Consider the following 11,785-nt stretch of genomic DNA (forward strand, 5'->3'; position numbering starts at 1 on the left):
TCCGTGCGGGACGCTCGCATGTGGCGGCACCGTTACGAGGAGGCATCAAGTGGTCGACGCGGATCAGACATTCGTCATCGTCGGAGGCGGGCTCGCCGGCGCGAAGGCGGCCGAGACGCTCCGAGCGGAGGGCTTCACCGGCCGGGTGATACTGATCTGCGACGAACGCGACCACCCCTACGAGCGCCCGCCGCTCTCCAAGGGCTATCTCCTCGGTAAAGAGGAGCGCGACAGCGTCTTCGTGCACGAGCCCGCGTGGTACGCGCAGAACGACATCGAGCTGCACCTCGGCGAGCCCGTCGACACCATCGACCGCACCGCCAAGACGGTCCGCTTCGGCGGCGACGGCACGCTCGTGCGCTACGACAAGCTGCTGCTCGCCACCGGCGCCGAGCCCCGCCGCCTCGACATCCCGGGCACCGACCTGGCCGGCGTGCACCACCTGCGCCGGCTCGCGCACGCCGAGCGCCTCAAGGGCGTCCTGGCCGCCCTCGGCCGGGACAACGGCCACCTCGTGATCGCCGGCGCCGGCTGGATCGGTCTGGAAGTCGCCGCGGCGGCCCGGGAGTACGGCGCCGAGGTCACCGTCATCGAGCACGGGCCGACCCCGCTGCACGGCGTGCTCGGCCCCGAACTGGGCAATCTCTTCGCCGAGCTGCACCGCGAGCACGGGGTGCGCTTCCACTTCGGCGCGAGCCTCACCGAGATCGTCGGCCAGGACGGCATGGTCCTGGCGGCTCGTACGGACGACGGCGAGGAGCACCCCGCGCACGACGTCCTCGCCGCGATCGGCGCGGCCCCGCGCACCGGCCTCGCGGAGGCGGCGGGCCTGGAGATCGCCGACCGCGCGCACGGCGGCGGCATCGCGGTCGACGAACGGCTGCGCACCTCCGACCCCGACATCCACGCGGCCGGCGACGTGGCCGCCTTCCATCACGCGCTGTTCGACACCACGCTGCGTGTCGAGCACTGGGCCAACGCCCTCAACGGCGGCCCGGCGGCGGCCCGCGCGATGCTCGGCCGGGACGTCACCTACGACCGCGTGCCCTATTTCTTCTCCGACCAGTTCGACCTCGGCATGGAGTACTCCGGCTGGGCGCCCCCGGGCTCCTACGACGAAGTGGTGATCCGGGGGGACGCGGGCAAGCGTGAGTTCATCGCGTTCTGGGTCAAGGAGGGCCGCGTGCTGGCCGGGATGAACGTGAACGTGTGGGACGTCACAGACCCGATCCAGCAGCTGATCCGCTCGAAGACCCAGGTGAACACCGAGTCGTTGGCGGACCCGCACGTTCCGCTCGAAAGCCTCGTCCCTTGAGTGTCAGTCCATCCCCGTAGAATTCACGCGTGGCAGGACGGATCAACGACGAGGACGTGAAGGCGGTTCGGGACGCGGTCCCGATCGACGCCGTGGTGTCCGAGTACCTCCAGCTGCGCAACGCGGGCGGTGGCAACCTCAAGGGCCTGTGCCCCTTCCACGACGAGAAGTCGCCGTCCTTCCAGGTCAGCCCGAGCAAGGGTCTCTTCCACTGCTTCGGCTGCCAGGAGGGCGGCGACACCATCACGTTCGTGATGAAGGTCGACCACCTCACCTTCTCGGAGTCGGTCGAGCGTCTCGCCGCGCAGGCCGGCATCACCCTGCGCTACGAGGAGGGCGGCTACAACCCCGCCCACCAGCGCGGCGAGCGCATCCGTCTGGTCGAGGCCCACAAGATCGCCGCCGACTGGTACATGGAGCAGCTGGCCACCAGCCCGGAGGCGGACGCCGGCCGTTCGTTCCTCGCCGAGCGCGGCTTCGACCAGGCCGCCGCCGCGCACTTCTCCGTCGGCTACAGCCCTCAAGGCTGGGACCACCTCACCCGCTTCCTGCGCGGCAAGGGCTTCACCGACAAGGAGATCCTCCTGTCCGGCCTCGCCCAGGAAGGCCGCCGCGGGCCCATCGACCGCTTCCGCGGCCGCCTGATGTGGCCGATCCGCGACATCGGCGGCGAGGTCGTCGGCTTCGGCGCCCGCAAGCTCTACGAGTCGGACAACGGCCCGAAGTACCTCAACACGCCCGACACCGCGATCTACAAGAAGTCCCAGGTCCTCTACGGCATCGACCTCGCCAAGAAGGACATCGCCAAGGCGTCCCGCGCGGTCGTCGTCGAGGGCTACACGGACGTCATGGCCTGCCACCTGGCCGGCGTCACCACGGCCATCGCGACCTGCGGCACGGCCTTCGGCACCGACCACATCAAGATCCTGCGCCGGCTCCTGATGGACAACGGCAGCGCGCGCGTGATCTTCACCTTCGACGGCGACGCGGCCGGCCAGAAGGCGGCCCTGCGCGCCTTCGAGGACGACCAGAAGTTCGCCGCCGAGACGTACATCGCGATCGCGCCGGACAACATGGACCCCTGCGAACTGCGCCTGGCCAAGGGCGACGAGGCGGTCGCCGACCTGGTCGAACCCCGCACCCCGCTCTTCGAGTTCGCGCTGCGCCAGATCGTCGTCCGCTACGACCTCGACACCCCCGCGGGCCGCGCGGCCGCCCTGGACGAGGCCGCCCCCGTCGTCGCCCGCATCAAGAACACCGGCGCCCAGCACGAGGTGGCCGTCCAGCTCGCCGGCATGCTCGGCATCCTCGACACCCAGTTCGTCGTCAAGCGGATCGCCCAGCTGGCCCGTTGGGCCCGCGACCGCGGCGGCCAGGGCCCGGCGCCGGACCGGGGCCGGCAGCAGCCGTACGAGGCGACGCCCCGCGCCGCCGCGCCCGGCGGCCCGGCCCTCAACCTCCGCAACCCGGTCTACGCGACCGAACGCGAACTCCTCAAACTCGCCCTGCAACGCCCCGAGCTGGTCTCCCCGGCCTTCGACGCGTACGGCATCGACGAGTTCACCGCCGTCCCCTACGCGGCCGTCCGCCAGGCCGTGATGGACGCGGGCGGCGCCGAGTACGGCATGCAGGACGGCCAGGAGTACCTGGTCCGCGTCCGCGAGGCGGCTCCCGACGACGCCGTCCGCGCGATGGTGACGGAGCTGGCCGTCGAGGCGATCATGCGCCGCACGGTCGACGAGAACTACGCGGGCGAGCAGCTCGTCTGGGTCCGCCGCCGAGCCGTGGAACGCCGGATCCGCGACATCCAGTCCCAGATGGCCCGCCTCTCCGCCGGCGGCGACCCGGCCCAGCTGGCCGCCGTACAGAACGAGCTGTGGGTTCTCCAGCAGTACGACCAGGCGCTGCGGGAGCAGGGGGCCGGGGCCCTCTAGCGGGGTTCGGCGGCGCGCTCCTGGGCACCCGGCACCTGAGCGCGGGTTGTTCGCACAACCGGCCCCGGGCCGGGGCGAAGTGCGTCGGCGCGCGAATCGTGGCAGATCAGAGCGGACACAAGCTTCCGAGTTCTTCGCGAGGGTAACCACGCGGTCACGGACCGGACTCAAAAAGTCACCGCACGCCCCTCGTGGCGGTGATGTGTCGTACTCCACACTGGGTTCCGGTGCCTGAGTCCTCGGAGCGCGGCCGATCCGTCCCATACGGGTCCCAGACCCCCGCGGTTCCGCTCATCGAGTACGGGACGGACAACGGCGAGGCCGTCGACTCCGCCCCCGAAGAACCGCTGCCGTACCCCCTGGCAGCGATCATCCTGGAGGTCGCCCCCGTGCAGACCCAGACCCTCACACAGACCGAGAGCACAGACGGCACAGAGCCGGACGCGGAGACCGACGTACTCGTCGCCGTCCCCCCGCAGACGCGTGTCGCGCACCACCCCGAGACCGAGACCGCGGAATCCGCCGAGCCGCCCGCCGAGGCGCTGGAGAGCCCTGAGGCCGCCGAACCGGTCGAAGTACCCGAGCCGCCCCGCAGCAGCCGCGCCGACACCAGTGGGCCGTCCTCGGACCTGTTCCGCCAGTACCTGCGGGAGATCGGCCGGATCTCCCTGCTCACCGCGGCCGAGGAGGTCGACCTCGCGCGCCGGGTCGAGGCCGGGCTGTTCGCCGAGGAAAGGCTCAGCACCGCCGTCGACCTGGACAGTCAACTCGCCCTGGACCTGGACCGGTTGGTCGTGCTCGGCCGGATGGCCAAGCGCCGCCTCATCGAGGCCAACCTCCGGCTCGTCGTCTCCGTCGCCAAGCGCTACGTCGGCCGCGGACTGACCATGCTCGACCTCGTCCAGGAGGGCAACCTCGGCCTGATCAGGGCGGTCGAGAAGTTCGACTACGCGCGCGGGTACAAGTTCTCGACGTACGCCACCTGGTGGATCCGGCAGGCCATGTCCCGCGCCCTCGCCGACCAGGCCCGCACCATCCGCGTCCCCGTGCACGTCGTCGAACTCATCAACCGCGTCGTCCGCGTCCAGCGCCGCATGCTCCAGGAGCGCGGCTACGAGCCGACGCCGGAGGAGGTGGCCGACCACCTCGACCTCGCGCCGGAGCGCGTCAGCGAGGTGCTGCGGCTCGCCCAGGAGCCGGTGTCGTTGCACGCGCCGGTGGGTGAGGAGGACGACGTCGCCCTCGGCGATCTGATCGAGGACGGCGACGCGGCGTCCCCCGTCGAGTCGGCCGCGTTCCTGCTGCTCAGGGAGCATCTGGAGGCCGTGCTCTCGACGTTGGGGGAGCGGGAGCGGAAGGTTGTCCAGCTGCGGTACGGGCTGGTCGACGGCCGGCCGCGGACGTTGGAGGAGATCGGGCGGATCTTCGGGGTCACGCGGGAACGGATTCGGCAGATCGAGTCCAAGACCCTGAACAAGCTGAGGGATCACGCATTCGCGGATCAGCTGAGGGGCTACCTGGACTGAGTTCAGGGTGCCGCGTAGCGGCACCCTGACACCGGGTGACTACTCAGTCCACCTCCGCCACCGCCTGCGCGAACTGCGCCTTGTACAGCCGTGCGTACGCCCCGTCCGCCGCCAACAGGTCCGCGTGCGCGCCCTGTTCGACGATCGCGCCGTTCTCCATGACGAGGATCGTGTCCGCGTCGCGGATCGTGGAGAGCCGGTGCGCGATCACGAACGACGTGCGGCCATGGGCCAGTTTGGCCATCGCCTTCTGGATCAGCACTTCCGTGCGGGTGTCGACCGACGACGTCGCCTCGTCCAGGACCAGGATCGTCGGGTCGGACAGGAACGCCCGCGCGATGGTGATCAGTTGCTTCTCACCGGCGCTGACACCCGTGCCCTCGTCGTCGATCACGGTGTCGTACCCGTCGGGCAGCGTACGGACGAACCGGTCGGCGTGCGCCGCCCGTGCCGCCTCCTCGATCTCGCCCCGGGTGACCTCGCGGGCGGACCCGTACGCGATGTTCTCCGCGATCGTGCCGCCGAACAGCCAGGTGTCCTGGAGCACCATGCCGATGCCGGCGCGCAGGTCGTCCCGGGACATCGTGGCGATGTCCACGCCGTCGAGGGTGATGCGGCCGCCGGAGACCTCGTAGAACCGCATGAGGAGGTTGACCAGCGTGGTCTTGCCGGCGCCGGTCGGGCCGACGATCGCGACCGTGTGGCCGGGTTCGACCGTGAGCGAGAGGTCGTCGATGAGCGGCTTGTCGGGGTCGTAGCGGAACGACACGTGCTCAAGCGCGACCCGTCCGCGCAGCTCCGCCGGCTTGGCGCCCGGCATCGGGTCGGCCTCCTGCTCGTCCGCGTCCAGGAGTTCGAAGATCCGCTCGGCCGAGGCGACGCCGGACTGCACCAGGTTCGCCATCGACGCGACCTGCGTCAGCGGCATCGAGAACTGGCGCGAGTACTGGATGAAGGCCTGCACGTCACCGATGGACAGCGCGCCCGAGGCGACCCGCAGGCCGCCGACCACGGCCACCAGCACGTAGTTGAGGTTCGACACGAACATCATCAGCGGCTGCATGACACCGCTGTTGAACTGCGCCTTGAACCCGGCCTCGTACAGCGCGTCGTTCTGCTCGGCGAACTGCTTCGCCGACTCGTCCTGCCGGCCGAACACCTTCACCAGGGTGTGCCCGGTGTACATCTCCTCGACGTGGGCGTTGAGCTTGCCCGTGGTGCGCCACTGCTGCACGAAGTGCGGCTGCGAGCGCTTGCCGATCCGGGTGGCGATCAGGAACGACAGCGGCACCGTCACCAGCGCCACCAGCGCCAGCAGCCACGACACCCAGAACATCACCGCGAGGACGCCGATGATCGTGAGCACCGAGTTGATGAGCTGGCCCATCGACTGCTGGAGGGTCTGCCCGATGTTGTCGATGTCGTTGGTCGCCCGGCTCAGCACCTCACCGCGCTGCCGCTTGTCGAAGTACGACAGCGGGAGCCGCGACAGCTTCGCCTGGACGTCCTCGCGCAGCCGGAACATCGTCCGGTTGACGGCCCGGTTGACCAGCCGGGTCGCCACCGCCATCAGCAGGCCCGCCACCAGGAACGTACAGAGCGCGAGCAGCAGCACCCGGCCCACGGCGTCGAAGTCGATGCCCTGGCCCGGGGTGAAGTCGGTGGAGCGGAGCATGTCGGCGACCGTGCCCTGGCCGCGCTCCCGCATCGAGGCGAGGACCTGCGCCTTGCTCTCCCCGGCCGGCATCTCCCGGCCGATGATCCCGGCGAAGACCAGGTCGGTGGCCTGACCGAGGATCTTGGGACCGATCACGTTCAGGCCGACGCTGATGACCACACAGGTCAACAGCGCGTAGATGGTGAGCCGTTCCGGTTTGAACTGGGCGATCAGGCGTTTGCCCGACACCTTGAAATCCATCGAGCGCTGATCTGGGCCGCCCCCGGCCATCATCCGCCCCATCGGCCCGGCCATCAGGCAGCCTCCGCTTCCGTGAGCTGGGAGAGGACGATCTCCCGGTAGGTCTCGTTGTCGGCCATCAGTTCGTGATGGCGGCCGGTCCCGACGACCCGGCCCTCGTCGAGGACCACGATCCGGTCGGCGTCCCGGATGGTCGCCACGCGCTGGGCGACGATCACGACGGTCGCCTCGGCGGTCTCCTGCGACAGCGCCGCGCGCAGGTTCGCGTCGGTGGCGTAGTCGAGGGCCGAGAAGGAGTCGTCGAAGAGGTAGATCTCCGGGCGCTGGACGAGCGTACGGGCGATCGCGAGGCGCTGGCGCTGACCGCCGGAGACGTTCGTGCCGCCCTGTGCGATGGGTGCGTCGAGGCCGCCTTCGAGGGCGGACACGAAGTCCTTGGCCTGCGCCACCTCCAGCGCGTGCCACAACTCCTCGTCGGTGGCGTCGGGGTTGCCGTAGCGCAGGTTCGTGGCGACCGTGCCCGCGAACAGGTACGGCCGCTGCGGTACCAGGCTGACCGTCTTGGCCAGCAGCACCGGGTCGATCGTCGCCACGTCGACACCGTCGACGAGGACCTGACCGTCGGTCGCGTCAACCAGCCGGGGGATCAGACTCAGAAGGGTGGACTTTCCGCTGCCGGTCGAGCCGATGACGGCGGTCGTCTCACCCGGCCGTGCCACCAGGTCGACGGACTTCAGCACGGGTTCCTCGGCACCCGGGTAGCAGAAGCCGACCCCGCGGAGCTCCAGATGGCCGTGCCGGCGCAGTTCGGTGACGGGCGCGAGCGGCGGCACGACACTGGACTCCGTGTCGAGTACCTCCTCGATGCGCTCGGCGCAGACCTCCGCGCGCGGCACCATCATGAACATGAAGGTGGCCATCATCACGGACATGACGATCTGCATCAGATAGGCGAGGAACGCGGTCAGGTCGCCGATCTGCATCCCGCCGCTGTCGATGCGATGCGCGCCGAACCAGACCACCGCGATCGACGACAGGTTCACCGTGGTCATGACCACCGGGAACATCAGCGCGAGCAGGTTGCCGGTCTTCAGCTGCATCTCGGTCAGGTCGGTGTTGGCCTTCCTGAACCGGTCCTTCTCGTACTCGTCGCGCACGAAGGCCCTGATCACACGGTTGCCGGTGATCTGCTCGCGCAGCACCCGGTTCACCGTGTCCAGCCGCGTCTGCATCGCCCGGAACAGCGGCCGCAGCCGCCGCACGATCAACGTCACGCAGATGGTCAGCGTGGGCACGACCGCGATCAGCACCCCGGACAGCGGTACGTCCAGGCCGAGCGCCAGGACGATGCCGCCCACGCACATGATCGGCGCCGACACCATCAACGTGAACGTCATCAGGGCCAGCATCTGGACCTGCTGCACGTCGTTCGTCGTACGGGTGATCAGCGAGGGCGCGCCGAAGTGGCCCACCTCTCGGGCGGAGAACGACTGCACCCGGTCGAAGACGGCCGCCCGGATGTCCCGGCCGAGCGCCGACGCGGTCCGGGCGCCGTAGTACACGGCCCCGATGTTGCACACGACCTGCACCAGCGAGATGCCGATCATCAAGGCGCCGAAGGAGAGGATGTAACCGGTGTCACCCTTGACGACACCGTTGTCGATGATGTGCGCGTTCAGCGTGGGCAGGTAGAGGGTGGCGCAGGTCTGCAGGAACTGCAGCAGCACCAGCAGAGCGATGGGTTTCCTGTAGGGCCTGAGATAGGTCCGCAGAAGTCGTATGAGCACGCTACGTCTCTCGGATCGGCGGGTGGGGCGGGGCGGGCTTCGTGCCCCAGGCTCCTATCGTCGAACACTCCACCCGCGTTACCTCAACCGATTAAGCCGACAGCAGGGCGCTTTACCGCCTTATGGGCGCTGTCCTTTGCCGACTCGTGAAGTCATGAGCGGAAAGCGTTCGGGTGCGTCTGCTCGCGGACCGACATGTACTGCTGGCGCACGGCCTGTCCCACGGCCAGATCCTCGCCGGGATCGAGCACCTGCGCCGCCGCGCCCTGCCACATGGGCGGGTTGCGCCGGTCGAGCGTGCCCTGGGTGACCCCGAGCGCCCAGGCGGCCTGCCGGGCGGCACCGAGCGCCGCGTAGTCCGCGGGCTGCGGTACGACGACCTGCGCGCCGAACAGCGACGGCGCCGCGACCTGCACGGCCGGCAGCTCGGCCGCCGCACCCAGCAGGAAGATCCGCCGTACGTCGACACCCCGCCCGCGCAGCACGTCGAGCGCGTCGGCGAGCCCGCACAGCATGCCCTCGAAGGCGGCCCGCGCGAGGTGTTCTGCACGCATAGATTCGCGCCGCAGACCGGTCAGTGTTCCCGCGGTGTGCGGCAGGTTCGGCGTCCGCTCACCCTCCAGATAGGGCAGCAGCACCAGCCCGTGCGAACCCGGCGTCGACTTCATCGCCAGCTCCGACAGGCTCTCCAGATCCGGCAGCCCGAGCAGCTCGGCGGTCCCGCGCAGGGCCCGTACCGCGTTCAGCGTGGTGACGACCGGCAGGTGCATGCCGGTCGCGTCGGCCAGCGAGGTGATCATCCCGCTCTGATCGACCAGCGCCTCACCGTGTACGGCCATCACGGACCCGGAAGCGCCGAGCGACACGACGGCGTCCCCGAGCCCGATCCCGAGCCCGAAGGCGGCGGCCATGGTCTCGCCGGTCCCGGCGGAGATCAACAGCCCCTCCGGCGTCGTACCGGCCGCCTCCGCCGGCCCGATCACCTCGGGCAGCATGACCTGGTGACCGAGCGCCAGCTCGACCAGATCGGGCCGGTACGCGCCGGTGGCCGCCGACCAGTACCCGGTCCCGGAGGCCCCGCCACGATCGGTGGTACGGCGCACCGGGCGCCCGAGCAACTGCCATACGAGCCAGTCGTGCGCCTGCATGAGGACGGCGGTGCGCAGGGCGTTGTCCGGCTCGGTCTTGTTCAGCCAGCGCAGCTTGGTCACCGGTTGGGCGGCCTGCGGCACGGAGCCCACGGCCTGCGCCCACGCCTCGCGGCCGCCGAGCGCGTCGATCAGATCGGCCGCCGCGACCTGTGCGCGCTTGTCGCCGCCGACCATCGCGGGTCTGACGGTGTTGCCCTGCGAGTCCAGCGGGACCACGGCGTTCTGCTGGGCCGACACGCCGATGGCCTGCACGCCTTCGAGCAGCCCGCCGCCGGCGGCCTCACCGAGGGACAGCAGCCACGCCTGTGGATCGATGTCGGAGGGCCGCGTGCCCTCGGCGCCGTCTACCGGATGCGGGGCATACCCCTGCCTGAGTACGGCTCCCGTGTCTGCGTCGCAGACGACGATGCGAGTGAAATCGGGCGAACTGTCCAACCCGGCGACTATCCCCATGGCCAAAATTCTGCCGCATCGCTCCGCTGGGTTTGGCCGTCGCGTCGTAGGGGTGCCTGTGAATGGGCCGGTGCCTCGCCGTTGTGGCTGGTCGCGCAGTTCCCCGCGCCCCTTGGGGACGTGGGGAAGAGGCGGCGTTGAAAAGTGCCGTTATGTATTGCTTGTACCCCAGTCGTCACCAGTTGCGCCGTTGGTGTTGCGGTCCCTCAGGGAGCGCACGCGCTCCGCGACCGAGTCGGGGACGCGGTCGCCGACCTTGTCGCTGACCGCGTGGTACGCCTTGCCGGCGAACTGGCGGCCCTGTTGGGCGGCGGACTCGGCGGTGTTGCGGACGGCGGGGTTCTGCGCGACCTGGCGAGCGGACTTCATCAACTGTTCGTAACGCTCGCGCCCGGCCCGCGTGCCCAGCACGTAGCCCAGCGTCAGCCCGGCGACGAACGTGAGCTTGTAGCGCATGGCGGCCACCCTTCCCTCGTGTGGATCTCTGGTGCGGCGTAGGTGCCGGGGAGTATCGATTGGCGGAGCACCCCCCTGCTTGCGCTAATGTATGTGTCGCAGCGAGCGCCCGCCCCCTGGCGAATACCCAGGTAGCTACGTTCGATGCAACGAGGCATTCCTCCGTAGCTCAATTGGCAGAGCAGCCGGCTGTTAACCGGCAGGTTACTGGTTCGAGTCCAGTCGGGGGAGCTTCGATCTTCCGTAGCTCAATTGGCAGAGCAGCCGGCTGTTAACCGGCAGGTTACTGGTTCGAGTCCAGTCGGGAGAGCCACCTGGAAGCCACGTGAACGAGGACCCCGATGGGGTCCTTTTTCATGTCCGCAGGAACCGTGCAGGTCACAGCGGAGTCCTCAAGGGCATGCGAAGTCGACCATCCGAAGCAGGAGATCGTATGAGCGGCTATGCTGCGGCAGACGGTGCGTACACGTGTGCGCGACACGCCGCTATGGGGCGGTAGCTCAGCCGGTTAGAGCAGCGGACTCATAATCCGCCGGCCGTGGGTTCGAGTCCCACCCGCCCCACCTGCGCAAGGCTCTGACCTGCGGAAACGTTCATTTTGTCCTGTCGGATCGTCAACTTTGCCTGAACGGACTGAATCCGCTGCTCGGGGGTTTGGAAGCCGACGGCGTTCCGGGGAGTTCCACCCCGTCTGACCTGCGGCTGAGTAGATGATCGAGGGTGTCGCTCGGGGTCCGGGCGGCTGCTTTGAGGCCGATGATAGAACCCAGGGGCCGTACAGGGGCCGGGGTGGCGGAGCCGGGTCCTGGCCGACGGTGGCGCCGGGCTGATTCGCTGTCCCGTTTACCTGTTGTGTGGGCATGGGGCTGACATCCTCGGCGCGGCCAGTCGAATGCCGGGCCGGCAGCGAGGGCGGCGCGGATGCGGGTGCCTCTGGTTCGCAGGCCGGGGGCACGGAAACTGCCCGAAGAGGAAGCCGCCCTGCGGGGTCGTCGGGGGTCTCTTTTGTCGGCAAGGCCCGCGTCCCCAGCTCCCACAGCCGTGCGCCGATCCGCCCGCGGCGGTCCGCGTCCCGCGTGAGGAACCCGTGTGAGAGCAGTTCGCCCATCAGCCGCGAAGCGGTCATCAGGTGCAACCTCGTACGGTGTCAGTGTGCAACCGACGATGATCGTTTACGCCTGGGGTGCGGTCTTCTGCTTGAGGCGTTCGTAGGGAGTCTGGCCGCCGAGGCCGCCGTGTGGGCGA

At 69.4% G+C, this 11,785-nt stretch carries 7 protein-coding genes and 3 tRNA genes; 6 read left to right on the forward strand and 4 right to left on the reverse strand.

Annotated elements, in window-relative coordinates:
- Positions 1 to 49: 49 nt before the first annotated feature.
- The 3 genes from ACIP6U_RS48390 (at position 50) to ACIP6U_RS48400 (ending at position 4,775) form a co-directional block, all read left to right on the forward strand.
- Positions 50 to 1,315: an NAD(P)/FAD-dependent oxidoreductase gene (locus ACIP6U_RS48390; protein ID WP_401729914.1), complete on the forward strand. Its 1,266-nt coding sequence runs from the start codon at positions 50 to 52 to the stop codon at positions 1,313 to 1,315.
- Positions 1,316 to 1,344: 29 nt separating this feature from the next.
- On the forward strand, positions 1,345 to 3,249 hold the full coding sequence (gene dnaG, locus ACIP6U_RS48395) for a DNA primase (RefSeq protein WP_401729916.1): 1,905 nt from the start codon (positions 1,345 to 1,347) through the stop codon (positions 3,247 to 3,249).
- Positions 3,250 to 3,476: 227 nt separating this feature from the next.
- Complete coding sequence (locus ACIP6U_RS48400) at positions 3,477 to 4,775, forward strand: RNA polymerase sigma factor (protein ID WP_401729918.1); 1,299 nt, start codon at positions 3,477 to 3,479, stop codon at positions 4,773 to 4,775.
- Positions 4,776 to 4,818: 43 nt separating this feature from the next.
- Here ACIP6U_RS48400 and ACIP6U_RS48405 read toward each other — a convergent pair whose 3' ends face one another.
- The 4 genes from ACIP6U_RS48405 to ACIP6U_RS48420 form a co-directional block, all read right to left on the reverse strand.
- Positions 4,819 to 6,747, reverse strand: coding sequence for an ABC transporter ATP-binding protein (locus tag ACIP6U_RS48405; RefSeq protein WP_401729919.1), 1,929 nt, complete (start codon positions 6,745 to 6,747; stop codon positions 4,819 to 4,821).
- Positions 6,747 to 8,480, reverse strand: a complete 1,734-nt coding sequence (locus ACIP6U_RS48410) for an ABC transporter ATP-binding protein (RefSeq protein WP_401729921.1) — start codon at positions 8,478 to 8,480, stop codon at positions 6,747 to 6,749. The genes ACIP6U_RS48405 and ACIP6U_RS48410 overlap by 1 nt, the downstream gene beginning before the upstream one ends.
- Before the next feature lie 152 nt (positions 8,481 to 8,632).
- Complete coding sequence (locus ACIP6U_RS48415; RefSeq protein WP_401729922.1) at positions 8,633 to 10,084, reverse strand: FGGY family carbohydrate kinase; 1,452 nt, start codon at positions 10,082 to 10,084, stop codon at positions 8,633 to 8,635.
- A 150-nt stretch (positions 10,085 to 10,234) separates the two neighbouring features.
- On the reverse strand, positions 10,235 to 10,540 hold the full coding sequence (locus ACIP6U_RS48420; protein ID WP_401729924.1) for a YtxH domain-containing protein: 306 nt from the start codon (positions 10,538 to 10,540) through the stop codon (positions 10,235 to 10,237).
- Positions 10,541 to 10,698: 158 nt separating this feature from the next.
- Here ACIP6U_RS48420 and ACIP6U_RS48425 point away from each other — a divergent pair.
- The 3 genes from ACIP6U_RS48425 to ACIP6U_RS48435 all read left to right on the forward strand — a co-directional run bounded on the left by ACIP6U_RS48425 (position 10,699) and on the right by ACIP6U_RS48435 (position 11,103).
- Positions 10,699 to 10,771, forward strand: a tRNA-Asn gene (locus tag ACIP6U_RS48425).
- 6 nt (positions 10,772 to 10,777) lie between these two features.
- Positions 10,778 to 10,853 (forward strand) — tRNA-Asn (locus ACIP6U_RS48430).
- A gap of 176 nt (positions 10,854 to 11,029) precedes the next feature.
- Positions 11,030 to 11,103, forward strand: a tRNA-Ile gene (locus ACIP6U_RS48435).
- The last annotated feature ends 682 nt before the right edge of the window (positions 11,104 to 11,785 follow it).

The organism is Streptomyces sp. NPDC088794, assembly GCF_044750545.1.
In the GTDB taxonomy this organism is placed as follows: domain Bacteria; phylum Actinomycetota; class Actinomycetes; order Streptomycetales; family Streptomycetaceae; genus Streptomyces.

What these genes read in the sequence shown, in the direction of transcription:
- ACIP6U_RS48405 (WP_401729919.1), bottom strand. Translation starts at nt 6,747, where the DNA reads ATGGCCGGGCCGATGGGGCGGATGATGGCCGGGGGCGGCCCAGATCAG.
- ACIP6U_RS48415 (WP_401729922.1), bottom strand. Translation starts at nt 10,084, where the DNA reads ATGGGGATAGTCGCCGGGTTGGACAGTTCGCCCGATTTCACTCGCATC.
- ACIP6U_RS48420 (WP_401729924.1), bottom strand. Translation starts at nt 10,540, where the DNA reads ATGCGCTACAAGCTCACGTTCGTCGCCGGGCTGACGCTGGGCTACGTG.